We start from the raw sequence: 17197 nt of genomic DNA on the forward strand, positions 1-17197 counted from the left end.
GTTTATAAATATTAAGTCAGTAGATAATTCAATACTGGAGTATGCGTCAAAGTTTAAAAGACATTATAATAGATGTTTGTAATAAGAAGATAGCAGCCAAAGGCGATCAGGTTGGGATATCTTTTTATGCGTTTTTTAAGAACAAAAATGACAATCCGGAGTTATTAATGGAAGCCGCCACTTGGTGGATACAAACCCATAAACTGGATCATTTTGAAAAGGCATTGAAAGTAAAAAGTTTAATAGAGCACTCTTGATGGAAGCACAACCTAATAACCCGATGCATGGTGTTAAGCTGGAGCAAATTATTAATGATTTGGTGGCGTATTATGGTTGGGAGTATATGGGGCATACGGTAAACATTAATTGCTTTAAAAGTAATCCGACGGTTAAATCCAGTTTGAAATTTTTAAGACGTACGCCCTGGGCAAGAGCTAAGGTTGAGGCGATGTATTTGAATATGCTGAAACAGAAAAAGCGATAAAAAATAGAGTTATCTAAAAAGTGATTTATAGAACGTTATTATGAGGAGGATATGATGAAGTATTGATTAGTCTTCGATTTTTAGATTAGGTTTACGGCAGGCTTGTTTAGAATAGGACTTCGACAGGCTCAGTCTGACAATGTTTTTTGCTTCACACTTCACCAATTATGTTTTTAGTTGTTACAATAAAAGAATCGTCATTACGAGAAATTTATATTTCGAAGTAATCTCATAATCAGAATCTTGATTTTTAAAGATTCCTTCATTTCATTCGGAATGACGACTTTTTGTTCTTTATTTTTATTGAAGCAGTACGTTAGTCTACCTGCACCTGACCAATCTGGTCTATCTCTTCTATATTTTCATTTTTAGGATCCGGACCATAGTTGTTAGATCCGCGTTCACCTTCGGTTATTAATAAGAATAACAACCAGAACGGTCCTACGAGTGGAATAAAGTAAATGAAAAAGTACGATCCGCTTTTGCCAAGGTCGTGTAGGCGTCTCACCGTTACTGCCAAGCCTGGAATAAAAGTCGCAAGGGCATAAATTATGTATAGAGAAAGAAAACCTGGAGCATCAGATGAGATGCTGATTGCCAAAGAGATGGCGATTAGACCAAATAAGATAAGCATATGGATTAAATTAAACATCCAATACTCTTTGCGGCGCGCACGACCATCAAAATTTGCGTAATTATCTTTTACGACTTTTAAATACCAATTCATAAAAATTTGGGGTTAGTTAGTAAATTAATTTTGACAGTAAATATATTCAAATTACCATTTAACATACAACTTATCTGTCATGAATTATATTAAAAACCTTTAATTTATGATTGTTGCTCACGTAATTCAATAATGTCGTTAATATAATCTTTAATGGTTTCATGACATTCCTTTTTAGGGTCCTCGCCATATTTGTTGGTTCCGGTTTCTCCAGCCGATACCGCCAGTATAAAGCTATAAACAGGAATAAGTAAAAACCAACCGGGTTTACCCACATCGTGCATGCGGCGCACCCCAACGGCAACAGATGGAATGGCGACAGCGATGAGGTAAATAATAGGTAACCACATGAAGTGAATAAAGTCTGTGAGTTCAACCAGTATACTTGCTATATAAGCAATACTGTAGGCAAAGAGTAAATTAAATGCGAAGAAAATCCAGTAGGCTTTACGACGGGCTCTGCCATGAAAATTGGCATAGTTGTCTAAGACGGTTTTTAGATACCATTTCATAATGTTAGGAGTTGGTTAATACATAGATTTGGATTAACAAGATAGTCAATTTATTTTTAAATCTATGTATTAACCTTCCGTTATTGTAGTAAAATACTTCTCAAGTCTTACTGTTTCTTATGTAAATTAAAAATATCCTTACGTCTGTCTTTTAGGTTTTTAACGCTTCCAAACTGGTTGAGTTCACGTAACAGGTCGATATCAACATCAGCAATAAGTATCATTTCGGTATTGGGCGTGGCTTCTGCTTTAATACCATTGGTTGGGAAGGCAAAATCACATGGGGTAAACACCATAGATTGTGCGTATTGAATATCCATATTCTCTACTTTGGGTAAGTTCCCAACACTACCGGCAATGGCCACATAACATTCGTTTTCTATAGCTCTGGCCTGGGCACAATGGCGTACACGGGAGTAGCCGTTTTGAGTATCGGTTAAGAACGGTACAAACAGAATATCCATGCCTTCATCGGCAAGTAATCGGCTTAACTCCGGGAACTCCGAGTCGTAGCAAATTAAGACGCCAATTTTTCCACAGTCGGTTTCAAAAGTTTGTAATTCATTTCCACCTACCATCCCCCATACCTTAGCTTCATCTGGCGTAACGTGGAGTTTCTCATAGCGTTCTGTTGTTCCGTCACGTCTACACAAATAGCCTACGTTATATAATTTATCGTTAACCATTTCTGGCATACTCCCTGTAATGATATTAATGTTATAACTGATGGCTAGTTTTGAAAACCGGGTGACGATTTCTGAGGTATGTTTGGCCAGTTCCCGAATGGCATCTGGTGTAGACATGTGGTTGTTTTCAGCCATTAGCGGCGCATTGAAAAACTCCGGAAATAAAGCAAAGTCACTGCGGTACCCAGAAACAGCATCTACAAAGAATTCAGCCTGATGCATGAGTTCATCTAAATCCTTATAAGTACGCATTTGCCATTGTATGAGCCCTAGTCGGACAATCTTTTTTATGGTTGCGGCCTGCTTGGTCTGCTTTTCGTAATAGATATTGTCCCACTCCAGAAGTACAGCGTAATCTTTACTATCTACATCACCTTCCAGATAGTTTTTCATAATCCGGGTAGGGTGGAAGTCGTTAGATATTTGAAAGTTTAATACCGGATCGTTAATCTCTTTGCTACGTACTTTCGCAATGTATTCTTTTGGGCTTAGCGTATCGGCGTACTGTTTATAATTAGGGATTCTTCCGCCGAAGGCTAAACCTTTTAAGTTTAAACGTTCGCAGAGTTCCTTACGGTAATCGTATAAACGACGACCTAAACGTAGTCCTCGGAATTCGGGTTTAATAAATATTTCTATACCATAGATGATATCTCCTTTAGGGTTGTGGGTGCTAAAGGTATAGTTGCCGGTAATATCTTTATAGGTGTGGTTGTCGCCAAACTTATCGTAGTCTACAATAATACAAAGGGCGCAACCAGCAATCTGATTATTCACTTTAATGACCACCTGACCTTCGGGAAACATATCGATAAGTTTCTTAATTTGAAACTCACGCCAGTAAGCATCAGGCATAGAAGAATATGAAGCTATCATGGCTTCTTTCAACTCGTCGTAATCGTCTAAACTCAGGTATTCTAATTCAATATTTTCTATCTCTTCCATAAAATTTTAGGTATGCGTTTAAGAACTAAAAGCGCTATGAAATGGTCTTTATTAATTGACTTCAAACCAACCGAAATTGATGATAAAGGCATTCCATCTGACTATTTAATAATACATATTAACAGATGAAATTTAAGGAAATTAAATATAAGATACTGTGCTTTAGCTAAAATTTAATACTAGTCTATGAGGTAGGTGAGTTTCATGGTAATAGATGCCGTTTTCTCTTTTGACGACGTGTTGAAGGCTCCACCCCATGAGTAATCTTCATTAGAGTTTTGACCAGTAATCTGGAAAATCCCCATTTGTGCTGTGGATAATTCACCTAGTTTAGCTCCAGAGTTTTCGGAAATGCTTTTGGCACGAAGTCTGGCGTTCTCTGTGGCTTTAGAGACCATTTCAATTTTTAAGTCTTCCAGTTTGGTGTAATAATATCTGGGAGCTACCGAATACAGTTGAATGCCTTTGTTTAAAAGTTCGGTAACTTCTCTGGATAATTTTTCAACTTTCTCAACGTCTTTAGAATTGATTTGAAGGGTCTGACTTAATGTATAACCCGTAAATTGTTGTCCCATATACTTACCTTCAGAGGAGTAGTTCTGCTTCATGTTTTTATTGGTTTCTACAGCGCTAAAAATAATTGCATCTTCGGCAATACCTTTAGTCTTAAAATAAGAAACAATCGCTTCTTTGTCTTTTTTTAAGTCGGCGTAGGCTTGTTTTAAATCGGCATTAACCTGCGAAAAACGGGCTTCCCAAACAATAAGATCTGAAGTGAAATCGGTTTTGCCTAATCCGGTGACCGAAATGGTGCCGGCTTTTTTATTTCGATTGATGACAGCGTTTCCGAAAATAATGGATGCCACAACGATAGCGATGGCAAACACAAGGGCACTTAGATGCTTTTTCATGAGAAGTAGATTTGTAATTTATAGGATTGAATTTGAGATGAGTGTAACAAGAAACATGCCAACTAAGTTAAGTAAAAAGAAGTATTTATCCTATAAAATGAAAAACCGATAAGGTTTTAAGTCTTATCGGTTTTAAATATGTGTTTTTTATAAAGTTTTATTGAAGAATACCGTTTACAAAATCACCAATAGTATCTAACTTTTCAGAAGACACATGCTTTATAAATGCACTTCCAATGATGGCTCCTTTGGCATAGGTTGTGGCTTGTGTAAAGGTTTCATTGTTGTTAATACCGAAACCAACAATTTGAGGATTCTTTAGGTTCATATCGGCGATACGTTTAAAGTATGCTGTTTGCTCGTTTCCAAAGCCAGACTGACTACCAGTAACGCTGGCGCTACTTACCATATAGATAAATCCGTTAGAAATAGAATCGATATAACGAATGCGTTCTTCACTGGTTTGTGGTGTAATTAAGAACACGTTCACTAAGCCATACTTATCAAAAATAGCTTTGTACTCATCATGGTACACGTCTACCGGTAAATCGGGAATAATTAATCCGTCGATGCCTATTTCTTGGCATTGTTTACAAAAGGCTTCTACACCATATTGTAACATCGGGTTGAAATACCCCATAATGATTAATGGAATATTAACAGTTTTACGGATATCCTTTAGTTGATTAAATAAGATTTCTGTAGTCATTCCGTTTTTAAGCGCCTGTGTAGAGCTGGCCTGAATGGTCGGTCCATCGGCTAAAGGATCACTAAATGGTAATCCGATTTCAATTAAATCGACACCACTTTTTTCTAAATCTTCAATAATACTTACGGTATCATTCAAACTTGGGTACCCGGCTGTAAAATATATAGATAGTAACTTTTTATCTTCCTGTAGTTTTTGCTGTAATCTGTTCATAAATTATTGTCATTCTGAACTTGATTCAGAATCTTTTTAATTGGTTTATTCTTGGTTCTTAAATAAAACTGAAACTAATTAGTACATTATTAGTTTTTCGTCAACCTGAACTTGATTCAGGTTCTCATTTAATAAACATCTATAGTTTTAAGAGTTGGATTCTTTTCCTTAATTAAGTTTAATTTCCATTCCTTATGCCAATTTTTTAATTGCTTTTCCCTTGAAATAGCTTGATGAATTGAAGTGAATTCTTCAAAGTAAATCAAATCTGTTAAATTGTATTTTTTAGTGAAAACAGATGCTATTTTATTTTGATGCTCTAAAAGACGCTTTTTAAGGTCTGATGTAACTCCAATATAAAATGTAGTTCTGTATTTATTTGTTAATATGTAAACGAAACTTAATTGCATTTTTGTGTGATGCTGAAACAAGTTCAGCATGACGTATTATATTTTAAAATAATCAATATAGTTCTGTAAATCTTTATCGCCACGTCCTGATAAGCTCACCACAACAACGTCGTCTGGTTTAAAGCTTTTTTGTTCAAAGATGGCTAAGGCATGCGAACTTTCAATAGCAGGTATAATACCTTCCAGTTTACAAAGCTCTAATCCGGCATTCATAGCATCATCATCTGTAATGGCCATAAATTCGGCACGGCCTGTTTTGCATAAATGGGCGTGCATTGGTCCAACACCAGGGTAATCTAATCCAGCTGATATTGAATAAGGCTCGGTGATTTGTCCGTCCTTAGTTTGCATCAATAAGGTTTTACAACCATGAATAACACCTTCATTACCCAACACCGAAGTGGCGGCACTCTCACCGGAATCCACACCATGTCCAGCAGCTTCAACAGCGATAATATTGACGTCTTTTTCGTGTAAAAAGTGATAATAGGTTCCGGCAGCATTACTACCACCACCAATACAGGCTACTACGTAATCTGGGTTTTCACGACCTTCATGTTCCTTTAGTTGCCATTTAATTTCTTCTGAAATCACTGCTTGAAAACGGGTAACCATATCTGGATAAGGATGCGGACCAATGGCCGAACCAATAATATAATGGGTGTTCACCGGGTTGTTAATCCAGTCCCGAATAGCTTCGTTAGTGGCGTCTTTAAGTGTACGACTTCCTGATTTCGCCGGAACCACACTAGCACCTAACATCTTCATTCGGGCTACATTTGGTGCTTGTCTGGCAATGTCAATTTCACCCATATACACAATACATTCCAGTCCCATTAAAGCACAAACCGTAGCGGTAGCCACGCCATGTTGTCCTGCACCGGTTTCGGCAATAATACGAGTTTTACCCAGGCGCTTAGCCATTAGAATTTGCCCGATGGTATTATTAATTTTATGCGCACCTGTATGATTCAGATCCTCACGTTTTAAATATATTTTGGTATTATATTTTTCCGATAGACGCTTGGCGAAATATAAAGGCGATGGGCGCCCCACATAGTCTTTTAGTAATTGGTTGAATTCCTCCTGAAACGACGGCTCAGCCATAACTTTTAAATAATTCTGGCGTAATTCTTCTACATTCGGGTAAAGCATTTCTGGAATAAATGCACCTCCAAATTCGCCGTAGTACCCTTTTTCGTTGACGTTATAGTTCATTTTTTTATTGTCATCCTGAATTTATTTCAGGATTTTTTTATTTTAGTTATTAGTTTATAATAGATTCCGTATCAAGTACGGAATGACAGATTTGCTTTAAATTGTTTTAATTGTTCAATATCTTTTAATCCGGGTTCTATTTCAAATTTACTGTTTACATCAATAGCATAACAGTATTTTGATGCAGGGCTTTGTTTAAATGCATTCAGTTTGTCGGCTTCATCCAACCCGATACCACCACTTAAAAAGAACGGTTTGGTAGATGGGTAATCGTTTAACACATTCCAGTCGAAAGTGTAACCATTGCCTCCCGGAAGTTTTCCTTTGGTATCAAAAAGGAAGTAGTCACAGACTTGTTCATAAGGTGTTAAAACTTCGAAATTGAATTCATCTTTTATAGAAAAGACTTTTACGATTTCTAATGATTTGTCAAACTGAGGGTGTTTCAAGTCATTATCGAGAGATGCTGAAACAAGTTCAGCATGACAGTTTTTTAATTGCTTGCAATATTCCGGAGACTCGTTGCCATGTAATTGTACTGCCTGTAAGTCGTGTTTTTGAATTTGTTCAAGTACAAACTCTACAGTTTCATTAACAAAAACACCGGTTTTTTTGATGTTTTTAGAAATATCTGGAATGGAGGTATTGAAATATCGCGCCGATTTTTCGTAGAAGATAAAACCCAGGTAATCTGGTTGCAAATCTGCTACTGCCTGAATATTATCCTGATATTTCATACCACAAACTTTTAACTTCATCTTTTTGTCAACCTGAACTTGTTTCAGGTCCTATTTATTTAATTGTTCTATAAATGTTTTAGCACTGTCGCCGGCATTATCGGTCTTCATAAAGTTTTCACCAATTAAAAATCCTTTATAACCGAAAGGCTGTAGCGATTTAATAGCTTCAATATTACTGATGCCACTTTCTGATACTTTTACAAAATCATCAGGAATCAATGTGCTTAAAGATTTACTGATGTCTAAACTAACGTCGAAGGTTTTTAGGTTACGGTTATTAACACCTAACATATCTAAACTTGGCATGATACTTTTGTTTAATTCTTCCTCGTTGTGAACTTCCAGTAAAACGTCCAGATGTAAGCTCTTGGCAAACTCTGAAAACTGTTTGATTTCATCACGTGTTAAGATGGCTGCAATAAGTAGAATGACATCAGCGCCATAAGCTTTAGCTTCCAGTAGCTGGTATTCATCAATAATGAATTCTTTACGCAATAATGGTAAATTACAAGACGCACGAGCAAGTAGTAAATCGTCTAACGAACCTCCGAAATACTTGCCGTCGGTTAAAACAGACATACCACAAACACCGGCATCTTCATAACCCTTAGCTACGTCGTTAACGTTAAGGTTTTGATTGATTACCGATTTAGAAGGCGAACGACGTTTGTGTTCGGCGATAATTCCTGTGTTACTGGTCTTTAGTTTTTCAGTTAATGAAACCGTAGGTCTTTCAAACAATACCGATTGCTCTAATTGAGATATCGGAATTAAGGATTTTCTTAAAGCAACTTCGGTTCGTTTATCGGCTGTAATTTTATCTAATATATTCATTACTTACTTAATGCTACTAATTTATCTAAACTCGCTTTGGCTTTTCCTGAGAATAAAGATGCTTTGGCTAATTCAAAACCTTCCTTATGACTAATTTGTTTGGTGGTTGCAATGGCTAAACCAGCATTGGCACAAACAACGTTATTTTGTTGCTCGGTACCGTTCCCGTTGATAACATTTATAAATATTTTAGCAGCTTCTTCAACGGTGTCGCCACCATAAATGGATTGCTGGGTGATTTGAGTAATGCTTAAATCCTCTGGTGTAAACATGGTTTCTTTATTATTAGAAATCACTTTGGTACCACCTGTTAAAGAAATTTCGTCGTAGCCGTCTAAAGCATGAACCACGCTGTAATTTTTATCGGTATTTTGATATAAGTAACCATAAAGGCGCAACAATTCTAAATTGAAAACCCCCACCATTTGGTTTTTGGGAAACGACGGATTGACCATTGGCCCCAGCATATTGAAAAAGGTTTTAACCCCTAATTCGCGACGAATAGGCGCTACGTTTTTCATTGCGGGGTGGAATAGTGGCGCGTGCAGCACACAAATACCGGCCTGATCAATACATTTCTTCAAGAAGTCTTCATCGTTTGAAAATTTAATACCTAAATATTCCATAACGTTTGATGACCCGCAAGCTGAAGAGACTCCATAGTTACCATGTTTAGCCACATGAACACCAGCGCCAGCAGTGACAAATGAAGCAAGCGTAGAGATGTTAAACGTGTTTTTGCCATCACCACCTGTACCGCATAAATCAATCGCGTTGAAATCTTTCAGGTCGATGGGAATACACAATTCTAATAGCGCATCTCTAAACCCTTTTAATTCATCTAAGGTGATGCTACGCATCATGTATACTGTTAAAAATGCCGCAATCTGACTTTGGTTATAGTCTCCTTTGGAGATGTTCACTAAAACCTGTTTAGCTTCTTCGGTAGAGATGCTTTCGTGATTTATAAGTCTGTTTAAAATGTCTTTCATAATATAGGTGTTAGATAAAAGAAGTTAGATGTTAGAAAACTTTTTAATTAACGTATAGTTCATTTTTTGAATTTCATTTAAAAGAGCGAATACAATTTTTAAATCGTTTTCTGGGATATAACCCACCCTAACCGATATTTTTAACTGTGTCATTAATTCGTTTATTGAACCATTAGATATTTCTAAAAATCTTTTGAATTCTTTGTCTGAATTTCGCCCGGCTCCTTCAGCTATATTTGAAGGAATTGATACTGCTGACCTTTGAATTTGACTTTTTAATCCGAATTTCTCTTCTTCGGGAAGTATAGAGGTTAATTGATAAACTTGTTCAACCAAGTCCATTGACTTTTGCCAAATTATTAACTCATTAAAATTATTCATAGTCTATATTCTATTGTCTTAAATCTCATGTCTAAACTCTAATTATCTATCCAGTTTTTAAGTATTTGTTTGCCATTTGGTGTTAATACCGATTCCGGGTGGTATTGTACACCTTTAACGTCGTAAACTCTGTGACGTAAGGACATGATTTGTCCGTTGGCATCAAATGAAGTAGCTTCCAATACTTCCGGTAAGTTGGTGTTTACTACCCAGGAATGATAGCGACCGACTTCAATTTCTTTTTCCAGTCCGTTAAACAGGGTTTCATCGTCTACAGTGATATTAACTTTAGTAGCTACACCATGGTATACATCGTCAAGGTTTTCTAAAGTACCGCCGAAGACTTCACCAATAGCTTGCTGCCCTAAACACACACCTAAAATACTTTTTGTAGGCGCATAGGTTTTAATAATTTGTTTTAATAAACCCGCTTCATCAGGGATTCCTGGTCCTGGTGATAACACAATTTTATCGAAAGGCTCCACATCTTCTAGGGCAAGTTTGTCGTTTCGGTAAACGGTAACCTCGCAGTTTAAATCTTCTAAATAATGTACAAGATTGTAAGTGAAGCTATCGTAATTATCTATAACTAATACTTTTTTCATTTTATATAGTCCTGTTTAACAGGTGTTTTTTGCTTTGTAGTTTATATGGTTTCAGCTAATTCAATGGCTTTAGTTAAGGCACCTAATTTGTTATACACTTCCTGTAATTCACTTTCGGCGCTTGATTTGGAAACTATTCCAGCACCCGCACGCCAGTGTAGTTCATGGTTTTTACTTAAAAACGTTCTAATCATAATCGCGTGATTAAAGTTGCCATCAAAATCCATAAACCCGATGGCGCCGCCGTAGAATGAACGGCTTGTTTTTTCGTATTGCTCGATAAGTTGCATGGCACGGTGTTTTGGCGCACCACTTAACGTTCCGGCAGGGAAGGTGTCGGCTACCACTTGCATGGTTGCTGTATCATTATGTTTTTTACCTGTAACCTTACTTACTAAGTGAATAACGTGTGAAAAGAATTGTACTTCACGATAGGTGTTAACCGTTACGCCGCTACCATGACGACTCAAGTCATTTCTGGCTAAGTCTACCAGCATCACATGTTCTGCATTTTCTTTATCGTCGGCTACCAGTTTTTGAGCTAATTCGGCATCTTTGGTATCATTACCGGTACGTTTAAAAGTTCCTGCAATCGGGTGAATTTCGGCTAGGCCATTGCTAACAACAAGTTGGGCTTCTGGCGAGCTACCAAAGATTTTAAAGTTGCCATAATCGAAATAAAATAAATATGGAGAAGGGTTGATGCTGCGTAGAGCGCGATATACATTAAACTCGTCACCTTTAAACTGCTGAGTAAAACTTTTTGAAAGCACTAACTGGAACACATCGCCACGTGCACAATGTTTTTTAGCTAATTCTACGTGTGTTTTGTATTCATCGTCGGTTAAATTAGATGAAATATCTCCGTTTGAAGCAAAGTTATAAGACGCAAAGTTTCTAACCTTAATTAAGTGATCGATTTCTTCAATGTTGCTTTTGGTGTTGTGGCAATGCGCAAAAATGTAAGCTTCATTCTTATGATGATTAATGGCTATGATGTTTTGATAAACCGCATAATATGCATCTGGAATAGAAATGGAATTGTCTTTTTTAGAAATCTCCACATCTTCAAAATAGCGCACGGCATCGTAGGCAATATATCCAAAAATTCCGTTGTTAATAAATTTGAATTTTTCTTCAGAACTAACTTCAAAACGTTTGGTAAACTTATGAATTTCTTCAGCGACATCGGTGGTGTTAGTAATCGCTTCTGTAGAATTGCTTCCGTCAGGAAACGTTTGTGAAATAGTTTCATTATCTACTTTAATAGAAGCAATCGGGTTGAAACAGATATATGAAAAACTGTTATCGTTGGCATGATAGTCACTACTTTCAAGTAAAATACTGTTTGGGTATTTATCTCTTATTTTCAAGTAAATACTGACAGGTGTAATGGTGTCTGCCAGAATTTTTTTGTAATGCGTGTATAAATTATAAGTTGTCATTTATGCTGAATTTAGTTCAGTTTTTATTCGTTTATCAAAATCTTTAATACTAAAAAAGGCTTGTCGTGAATGACAAGCCTTTTCGATATTTTAATTTAAATACATAAGGGGTCTACTTCACGAACGTAAGTTTGTAAAGCTCCACCACCAAATAGTATTTAAAGTTGTAAACATGTTTTGTTTTTATTTGCTTCAAATATAGAAATGAAAATAAAATTACACAATACTTCTGGTTAATTTTTACATAAAAGATTGTTAAACTAATTTATAACTGTAAAGTATTAATTAAATTTAGGATTCTATTAACAGATTATTAAACCTTATTGATAATTAAAGGTCTAATGTTGAAATGCTAACTCATGAAATTTAATACGTTACTTATTCTTCTTTTGTTATGTTTAAGTTGTAAATCTAAAAATAATAAAGCTGAAACAGCCTTAGCGGAAACATGGCAAACCGAATTTGTTGTTCATAAAGATTTCGGGGTAGATTTAAAAGTTTACGATTTTAATGGGTTAGAACCATTGCTAAATAAGAAAGACGGGAAAGTGCATGTTGTAAATTTTTGGGCTACATGGTGTGCGCCTTGTGTAAAAGAATTGCCATATTTTGAGCAGTTGCGTGAGGCTTATGCCGATAAAAATGTTGAGGTGTTGTTAGTAAGTTTAGATTTTCCACATCAATATGATACGAAACTGAAACCTTTTATAAAGAATAGAAAGATTCAATCTGAAGTTGTTGCTTTAGATGATGCCGATATGAACACCTGGATTCCAAAAGTTAATGAATCTTGGTCCGGATCTATTCCGGCTACTATAATATATAAAGATGATGAACGCCAGTTTTTTGAGCAGTCGTTCACTTTTGAAGAATTAGAAAAACAAGTCAAACCATTTTTAAATTAAACCCGTATGAAAAAATTAATGAAATTTATGCCGCTCGTGCTTGTTGTGCTTGCAATTAGCGCTTTTACCGTTAATAAAACCACTGTTAACTCAGGATACAAAATAGGGGATATAGCCGAAGATTTTTCGCTTGAAAACATTGATGGAAAGATGGTGTCTTTGTCAGATTACAAAGATGCGAAAGGTTTTATAGTCACCTTCACCTGTAACACCTGTCCGTTTGCAGTAGCTTATGAAGATCGTATTGTAGCATTAGATAAAAAATATGCTTCAAAAGGGTATCCGGTTATAGCTATCATGCCTAATAATACAGATATTAAACCAGGTGATAATTTAGATGCTATGAAAGAACGCGCCGAAAGCAAAGGCTTTACGTTTCCTTATTTAATAGATAGTGAGCAAACCGTTTTTCCAAAGTATGGCGCCACAAAAACACCTCACATGTTTGTGTTACAAAAAACTAAAAAAGGAAATGTGGTTAAATACATTGGCGCGATTGATGATAATTATAAAGATGCTGAAGCTGTTACTACAAAATATGTAGAAGATGCTGTTGATGCTTTGTTAGCAGGGAAAGAAGTCGAGCAAAAAGAAACCAAAGCCATTGGGTGTTCTATTAAAGTTTAAGGATAAAAGCATATCGTTTTAAAGACCAAAAATCTAAGGTGTAATACTTTAGATTTTTTTTCGTCTATAAAGGTTATAAATATTAATTTTGTGATACACTAAATACATTATAATGGAAGATTTAACACAAGAAGAGTGGGCAGAGCAATTAGCTAACGATGATAACGCAGTAGTTTTAGATGTTAGAACAGATGGCGAGGTAGCCGAAGGCGTTATTCCAAATGCTATACATATCGATATTTATAAAGGGCAAGGGTTTATTTATGCGCTTGAAGAATTAGATAAAAGTAAAAATTATTATGTGTATTGTCGATCAGGAAACCGTAGCGGACAAGCCTGTAATATTATGGAGCAGTTAGGTTTTGAGAATGCCTATAACCTTGAAGGTGGAATTATGGAATGGGCAGGCGATATTGTAGATTTTGAATAATTAAAACCTAAATAAAATGAGACGAATAATTGTTTTAGTAAGCGTAATACTTGTCAGTGTTTTTGGCTGTAAAGGATTATCGACTCAAAAGGACATCGCAAATGTACCAGTAGATTCTGCTAGCGAATTGGTTGATACGCGTAATAAGTTGCAACTTATTGATGTTAGAACTCCTGAAGAGTATGAGGCTGGTCATTTACAAGGTGCAACCAATATCGATTTTTTCTCTGATAGTTTTAGGGAGGAAATCGAAAAGTTAGATAAGCATAAACCGGTACTTGTATATTGTAAATCTGGAGGTCGTAGCAGTAAAAGCGCAGCGATTTTTAAAGAGCTGGGCTTTACAAAAATCTATAATATGGAAGGTGGTATTACCAGCTGGAGTGAAGCGGGTTATAAAACCGTTAAGTAGCTTTTTTTTGTTGTTCAACGATTAGAAATACAGAGGTTTACGACTTAATCTTTTTTTTAAGCACTTCAACTTGTTTATTTTTTAGCAATAGGTCTTTTTGGTAATTTTGGGGTTATAAAGATGTTACTTTTAGATAGTTACGTCTGTTTGTTTAACTCCCTTTTAATTGATAAATAAGACTTATGGAAAATGGTTATGTCATTTTAGGTATTATCGCATTGTTATTTTTGTCTATGTATGGGTTCTCTTATTATTCTGTCTTTAGAGAAAAAGCTAGACAGAAAAAGGAACAACAACTAGAAGCTGAAGCCGAAGCACAACGCGTGTTAAGACGTCAGAAAATGCAAGCTGAAATTAATGCCAGAGTAGAAAAATTCAATAAACGCAAAGAAGAGATTCAACACGAATTGGAGCTTCTTAAAAAAATGAAAGAACAGCAAATAAGTTAATCTTATTTGCTGTTTTTGTTTACGAAGGGTTTATAAAACTTTCTATATCGGTATCGGATAATTTAGGATTTGCACCTTCACTTTGAGCCACTAAGGCACCAACAGCGCAAGCAAAATCTATAGCTTCCTGAGGTTTGGTGTTATTTAGTAATTTGCTTATTAAAGATCCTAAAAAGGAATCGCCAGCTCCAACAGTATCAATTACCTTAATTAAGTAGCCACTATTGTAATATAATTTATCATTGTAAAGTAAAACAGCGCCGTGAGCTCCCTTTGTTACGCATACATGTTTTGTGTTAGTCTGTTCTGCGACAAACATCAGGTTTTGTTCTAAAGAATTATATTTTGATCCTAAATATTTGCTTACTTCAAAAAGTTCATCATCATTAAATTTTATAAAATCCGCTTTATTCATTAAGTAAATAAGGATATCTTTTGTATAATGCGGCGGTCGTAAGTTAAGATCGAAAATTTTGTATTTTGCAACATCTATTAACTTGTATAACGTGTTTTTAGAAGTGTAATCTCTAGCTACTAAACTTCCAAAAACAAAAGCATCGGCATTTTTTACCAGAGTTTCGGCATCGCTGTGTAAATCAATTTTATCCCAGGCACAAGGATATTTTATATCGTAACTCGCCGAGCCTTTTTCGTTAAGTTTTACGTGTACTTCACTCGTGTCATGGTCTGGTATAGTTTGTATACAAGTTGTATCAATACCATTTGAATTTAAATAGTCTAATAATGCATTTCCAGGAACATCATCACCCACAGCACTAATCATGGAAACGTCATTGTTTAAAGATTTTAATCTACTGGCTACATTTAAGGGGGCACCTCCAATTTTTCTATTTGAAGGGAATACATCCCATAAAATTTCTCCGAAACAAACAATATTCGCCATAGCTAAAGTCTCCTAATTTAATGCTTAAACAGTAAAGCTAATAAAATAGTATTTAACTATGAAATGGTAGTGGAAGCAAATTAATAAAAATCTAAACCGTCCAATCAGTTTAGAAGTTCTGTAGATTCGGTAATTCTAAAACATTGTTCTTCACCTAAGCAAAGCGGGTTGCCGTGTTTTTCCGACCAAAATCCATCTAGTAGGTTTTTGTTAATGCATCTGTAAACTACAACACCTTTGTATATGTTATGGTCGACGCCTTTGTAGCTAAAATTAATGACTAAGATGTTATCTTTAAAAAAGCCAGAACCTATTTGTTCTTGCGAATCATTTATAAGCCATTTCGCTTTTATTCGATAATTCATATCGAGAGATAGTGTAAGGGTACCTGTGTAGTCTGAGGCTTCTTCATCCTGATTACTGCCAATAATATTATATGTGCCTACTAGGTCTTCGATAGTCATTTTGTGAAAAATTTGTGAAGTAAAAGTACACTATTGATTTAAGTAGGAGTTATAGTTTTCTGAATTTATAATATCTATGGGTAACAACTTTTCTTCGGCAATTGGCTTGTCAAACAAGAAATGCTCTGCTAATTGACTCAATCCGAGATAAATTTGTTGTTTTGGATTTTGATGAATTAGGAAATCAATAGCACCACTATTTAGGTAACTGATGTTTTTTTCCAGTAAGTCGTAACCAATAATCTTAATCGATAAATCAGGAAAATTTTCGATGATTTTTGCCACTTTGTATGTTTTTGAGGTGGTTACGAAAATACCAGAAATGTTCGTTGATGAATTTATAGCATCGAAAAGGGTTTTATATTCATTCGACTCAATAGAATTACAGGTTTTTAAGTTGTAATCACTAGTCAGTAGATTTTCAAAATAATCTCTAAATCCTTTTTCTTTTTGTTGCATGAAGGATGCGTTATGAAAAAACTCATCAAGATGTGCAATAATAATCTCAGAATCTTTTGGGGTAATCATTTCCATCAAACGAGCTGCTATTCTACCACTTTGCATCAAATCTTGACCTACAAAATTAGTAATGTCTTCACTTCCTATTCTATTGTTTATAATGCTTACTAAAATGTTAGCTTCACTGTAGGCGGTTATAGATTTTTTTGCTTCGTTATAAAATAAGGGAGCCATAATTACGGCGTCGGGGTTTATTTCGAGAACCTTAGTGTTGACTTCTAAAAAAGAAGCGGTACTCGTTGGGTCGAAGAGATGTGTGTCGATAGTGATGCCTAACGACTTGTATTCATTAAAGGCTTGGTCTATACCTTTTTTGCATGGTTGCCAGTACGGGTCTATATCCGGGTTTGGAAGCAGTGCGCAAATAATATAGTCCTTGTTGTTTTTTAAACTTCTAGCCATAAGATTAGGCTGGTAGTCAATTTCAGCAAGAACTTTATTTACTTTTTCTAAAGCTTTTTCCGATACTTTACCGCGTTTGTGAATAACCCGGTCTACAGTTCCTTTTGATACGCCTGCTAATTGAGCAATGTCTTTAATGGTATATTTTTTCATTACTACAAATATAGAATAAAAGTTGAATTGTTTCACATAAAGTGTGCTCGAACACAAAATAAAATGTTGTCGAGCACATTTTTTGTGTTTTTTCTTTTTTATTTAAAACTTAATCTATAC

At 35.5% G+C, this 17197-nt stretch carries 23 protein-coding genes; 7 read left to right on the plus strand and 16 right to left on the minus strand.

Annotated elements, in window-relative coordinates; translation table 11 throughout:
• Positions 1 to 41 precede the first annotated feature (41 nt).
• Together ICJ85_RS09575 and ICJ85_RS09580 are read left to right on the plus strand one after the other, a co-directional pair.
• Entirely contained in the window at positions 42 to 257 is a 216-nt protein-coding gene (locus ICJ85_RS09575) for a DUF6500 family protein (RefSeq protein ID WP_188223570.1), read from the plus strand.
• Positions 257 to 484, plus strand: coding sequence for a VF530 family protein (locus ICJ85_RS09580; protein ID WP_188223571.1), 228 nt, complete (start codon positions 257 to 259; stop codon positions 482 to 484). Before ICJ85_RS09575 ends, ICJ85_RS09580 begins: the two co-directional genes overlap by 1 nt.
• 316 nt (positions 485 to 800) lie before the next feature.
• Here the strand turns inward: ICJ85_RS09580 and ICJ85_RS09585 are convergent, their stop codons facing one another.
• From ICJ85_RS09585 to ICJ85_RS09645, 13 genes are all read right to left on the minus strand, one after another.
• Positions 801 to 1211, minus strand: a complete 411-nt coding sequence (locus ICJ85_RS09585) for a DUF805 domain-containing protein (RefSeq protein WP_188223572.1) — start codon at positions 1209 to 1211, stop codon at positions 801 to 803.
• Between the two features lie 104 nt (positions 1212 to 1315).
• Positions 1316 to 1723 carry a DUF805 domain-containing protein gene (locus ICJ85_RS09590; protein WP_188223573.1) on the minus strand — a complete coding sequence of 136 codons (408 nt, stop codon included), beginning with the start codon at positions 1721 to 1723 and terminating at the stop codon, positions 1316 to 1318.
• A gap of 107 nt (positions 1724 to 1830) precedes the next feature.
• The gene (locus ICJ85_RS09595; RefSeq protein WP_188223574.1) at positions 1831 to 3354 is read right to left on the minus strand and encodes a bifunctional GNAT family N-acetyltransferase/carbon-nitrogen hydrolase family protein; all 1524 of its coding nucleotides are present in this window, start codon (positions 3352 to 3354) and stop codon (positions 1831 to 1833) included.
• 179 nt (positions 3355 to 3533) lie between these two features.
• Entirely contained in the window at positions 3534 to 4265 is a 732-nt protein-coding gene (locus ICJ85_RS09600; RefSeq protein ID WP_188223575.1) for an SIMPL domain-containing protein, read from the minus strand.
• 157 nt (positions 4266 to 4422) lie between these two features.
• Positions 4423 to 5187: a tryptophan synthase subunit alpha gene (gene trpA, locus ICJ85_RS09605; protein ID WP_188223576.1), complete on the minus strand. Its 765-nt coding sequence runs from the start codon at positions 5185 to 5187 to the stop codon at positions 4423 to 4425.
• Positions 5188 to 5315: 128 nt separating this feature from the next.
• Complete coding sequence (locus ICJ85_RS09610; RefSeq protein ID WP_241739524.1) at positions 5316 to 5627, minus strand: GIY-YIG nuclease family protein; 312 nt, start codon at positions 5625 to 5627, stop codon at positions 5316 to 5318.
• A gap of 6 nt (positions 5628 to 5633) precedes the next feature.
• Positions 5634 to 6815 (minus strand): tryptophan synthase subunit beta, encoded by a 1182-nt coding sequence (gene trpB / locus ICJ85_RS09615; RefSeq protein ID WP_188223577.1) that lies wholly within the window; start codon positions 6813 to 6815, stop codon positions 5634 to 5636.
• 71 nt (positions 6816 to 6886) lie between these two features.
• On the minus strand, positions 6887 to 7573 hold the full coding sequence (locus tag ICJ85_RS09620; protein WP_188223578.1) for a phosphoribosylanthranilate isomerase: 687 nt from the start codon (positions 7571 to 7573) through the stop codon (positions 6887 to 6889).
• Between the two features lie 30 nt (positions 7574 to 7603).
• The gene (trpC, locus tag ICJ85_RS09625; RefSeq protein WP_188223579.1) at positions 7604 to 8389 is read right to left on the minus strand and encodes an indole-3-glycerol phosphate synthase TrpC; all 786 of its coding nucleotides are present in this window, start codon (positions 8387 to 8389) and stop codon (positions 7604 to 7606) included.
• A complete protein-coding gene (trpD, locus tag ICJ85_RS09630; RefSeq protein WP_188223580.1) occupies positions 8389 to 9381 on the minus strand; it encodes an anthranilate phosphoribosyltransferase in 993 nt (330 codons plus the stop codon). The genes trpC and trpD overlap by 1 nt, the downstream gene beginning before the upstream one ends.
• Before the next feature lie 24 nt (positions 9382 to 9405).
• Positions 9406 to 9762 carry a four helix bundle protein gene (locus ICJ85_RS09635; protein WP_188223581.1) on the minus strand — a complete coding sequence of 119 codons (357 nt, stop codon included), beginning with the start codon at positions 9760 to 9762 and terminating at the stop codon, positions 9406 to 9408.
• A 38-nt stretch (positions 9763 to 9800) separates the two neighbouring features.
• Positions 9801 to 10367, minus strand: a complete 567-nt coding sequence (locus ICJ85_RS09640; protein ID WP_188223582.1) for an anthranilate synthase component II — start codon at positions 10365 to 10367, stop codon at positions 9801 to 9803.
• Between the two features lie 41 nt (positions 10368 to 10408).
• Positions 10409 to 11812, minus strand: a complete 1404-nt coding sequence (locus tag ICJ85_RS09645) for an anthranilate synthase component I family protein (RefSeq protein WP_188223583.1) — start codon at positions 11810 to 11812, stop codon at positions 10409 to 10411.
• A gap of 359 nt (positions 11813 to 12171) precedes the next feature.
• Here ICJ85_RS09645 and ICJ85_RS09650 point away from each other — a divergent pair, with 359 nt between their 5' ends.
• From ICJ85_RS09650 to ICJ85_RS09670, 5 genes are all read left to right on the plus strand, one after another.
• Entirely contained in the window at positions 12172 to 12717 is a 546-nt protein-coding gene (locus ICJ85_RS09650) for a TlpA family protein disulfide reductase (RefSeq protein ID WP_188223584.1), read from the plus strand.
• A 6-nt stretch (positions 12718 to 12723) separates the two neighbouring features.
• Complete coding sequence (locus ICJ85_RS09655; RefSeq protein ID WP_188223585.1) at positions 12724 to 13344, plus strand: thioredoxin family protein; 621 nt, start codon at positions 12724 to 12726, stop codon at positions 13342 to 13344.
• A 112-nt stretch (positions 13345 to 13456) separates the two neighbouring features.
• A complete protein-coding gene (locus ICJ85_RS09660) occupies positions 13457 to 13774 on the plus strand; it encodes a rhodanese-like domain-containing protein (RefSeq protein WP_188223586.1) in 318 nt (105 codons plus the stop codon).
• Between the two features lie 16 nt (positions 13775 to 13790).
• The gene (locus ICJ85_RS09665) at positions 13791 to 14186 is read left to right on the plus strand and encodes a rhodanese-like domain-containing protein (protein WP_188223587.1); all 396 of its coding nucleotides are present in this window, start codon (positions 13791 to 13793) and stop codon (positions 14184 to 14186) included.
• A 182-nt stretch (positions 14187 to 14368) separates the two neighbouring features.
• Positions 14369 to 14635 (plus strand): hypothetical protein, encoded by a 267-nt coding sequence (locus ICJ85_RS09670; protein WP_188223588.1) that lies wholly within the window; start codon positions 14369 to 14371, stop codon positions 14633 to 14635.
• A gap of 19 nt (positions 14636 to 14654) precedes the next feature.
• Here the strand turns inward: ICJ85_RS09670 and ICJ85_RS09675 are convergent, their stop codons facing one another.
• The 3 genes from ICJ85_RS09675 to ICJ85_RS09685 form a co-directional block, all read right to left on the minus strand.
• Positions 14655 to 15539, minus strand: coding sequence for a carbohydrate kinase family protein (locus tag ICJ85_RS09675; protein WP_188223589.1), 885 nt, complete (start codon positions 15537 to 15539; stop codon positions 14655 to 14657).
• A 104-nt stretch (positions 15540 to 15643) separates the two neighbouring features.
• Entirely contained in the window at positions 15644 to 16003 is a 360-nt protein-coding gene (locus tag ICJ85_RS09680) for a hypothetical protein (protein WP_188223590.1), read from the minus strand.
• A 30-nt stretch (positions 16004 to 16033) separates the two neighbouring features.
• Positions 16034 to 17077: a LacI family DNA-binding transcriptional regulator gene (locus ICJ85_RS09685; RefSeq protein ID WP_188223591.1), complete on the minus strand. Its 1044-nt coding sequence runs from the start codon at positions 17075 to 17077 to the stop codon at positions 16034 to 16036.
• Between the last annotated feature and the right edge of the window lie 120 nt (positions 17078 to 17197).

Origin of the sequence: Aestuariibaculum marinum, from assembly GCF_014596975.1 — a bacterium.
Classification (GTDB): domain Bacteria; phylum Bacteroidota; class Bacteroidia; order Flavobacteriales; family Flavobacteriaceae; genus Aestuariibaculum; species Aestuariibaculum marinum.

Excerpts from the sequence above, each read along its gene's own strand:
- ICJ85_RS09650 (WP_188223584.1), top strand. The coding sequence starts at position 12,172 with ATGAAATTTAATACGTTACTTATTCTTCTTTTGTTATGTTTAAGTTGT.
- ICJ85_RS09600 (WP_188223575.1), bottom strand. The coding sequence starts at position 4,265 with ATGAAAAAGCATCTAAGTGCCCTTGTGTTTGCCATCGCTATCGTTGTG.
- ICJ85_RS09665 (WP_188223587.1), top strand. The coding sequence starts at position 13,791 with ATGAGACGAATAATTGTTTTAGTAAGCGTAATACTTGTCAGTGTTTTT.
- ICJ85_RS09590 (WP_188223573.1), bottom strand. The coding sequence starts at position 1,723 with ATGAAATGGTATCTAAAAACCGTCTTAGACAACTATGCCAATTTTCAT.
- ICJ85_RS09660 (WP_188223586.1), top strand. The coding sequence starts at position 13,457 with ATGGAAGATTTAACACAAGAAGAGTGGGCAGAGCAATTAGCTAACGAT.
- trpD (WP_188223580.1), bottom strand. The coding sequence starts at position 9,381 with ATGAAAGACATTTTAAACAGACTTATAAATCACGAAAGCATCTCTACC.
- ICJ85_RS09575 (WP_188223570.1), top strand. The coding sequence starts at position 42 with ATGCGTCAAAGTTTAAAAGACATTATAATAGATGTTTGTAATAAGAAG.
- ICJ85_RS09670 (WP_188223588.1), top strand. The coding sequence starts at position 14,369 with ATGGAAAATGGTTATGTCATTTTAGGTATTATCGCATTGTTATTTTTG.
- ICJ85_RS09655 (WP_188223585.1), top strand. The coding sequence starts at position 12,724 with ATGAAAAAATTAATGAAATTTATGCCGCTCGTGCTTGTTGTGCTTGCA.
- ICJ85_RS09595 (WP_188223574.1), bottom strand. The coding sequence starts at position 3,354 with ATGGAAGAGATAGAAAATATTGAATTAGAATACCTGAGTTTAGACGAT.
- trpA (WP_188223576.1), bottom strand. The coding sequence starts at position 5,187 with ATGAACAGATTACAGCAAAAACTACAGGAAGATAAAAAGTTACTATCT.
- ICJ85_RS09645 (WP_188223583.1), bottom strand. The coding sequence starts at position 11,812 with ATGACAACTTATAATTTATACACGCATTACAAAAAAATTCTGGCAGAC.
- ICJ85_RS09675 (WP_188223589.1), bottom strand. The coding sequence starts at position 15,539 with ATGGCGAATATTGTTTGTTTCGGAGAAATTTTATGGGATGTATTCCCT.
- ICJ85_RS09610 (WP_241739524.1), bottom strand. The coding sequence starts at position 5,627 with ATGCTGAACTTGTTTCAGCATCACACAAAAATGCAATTAAGTTTCGTT.
- trpC (WP_188223579.1), bottom strand. The coding sequence starts at position 8,389 with ATGAATATATTAGATAAAATTACAGCCGATAAACGAACCGAAGTTGCT.
- ICJ85_RS09685 (WP_188223591.1), bottom strand. The coding sequence starts at position 17,077 with ATGAAAAAATATACCATTAAAGACATTGCTCAATTAGCAGGCGTATCA.
- ICJ85_RS09620 (WP_188223578.1), bottom strand. The coding sequence starts at position 7,573 with ATGAAGTTAAAAGTTTGTGGTATGAAATATCAGGATAATATTCAGGCA.
- ICJ85_RS09640 (WP_188223582.1), bottom strand. The coding sequence starts at position 10,367 with ATGAAAAAAGTATTAGTTATAGATAATTACGATAGCTTCACTTACAAT.
- ICJ85_RS09635 (WP_188223581.1), bottom strand. The coding sequence starts at position 9,762 with ATGAATAATTTTAATGAGTTAATAATTTGGCAAAAGTCAATGGACTTG.
- ICJ85_RS09680 (WP_188223590.1), bottom strand. The coding sequence starts at position 16,003 with ATGACTATCGAAGACCTAGTAGGCACATATAATATTATTGGCAGTAAT.
- trpB (WP_188223577.1), bottom strand. The coding sequence starts at position 6,815 with ATGAACTATAACGTCAACGAAAAAGGGTACTACGGCGAATTTGGAGGT.
- ICJ85_RS09585 (WP_188223572.1), bottom strand. The coding sequence starts at position 1,211 with ATGAATTGGTATTTAAAAGTCGTAAAAGATAATTACGCAAATTTTGAT.
- ICJ85_RS09580 (WP_188223571.1), top strand. The coding sequence starts at position 257 with ATGGAAGCACAACCTAATAACCCGATGCATGGTGTTAAGCTGGAGCAA.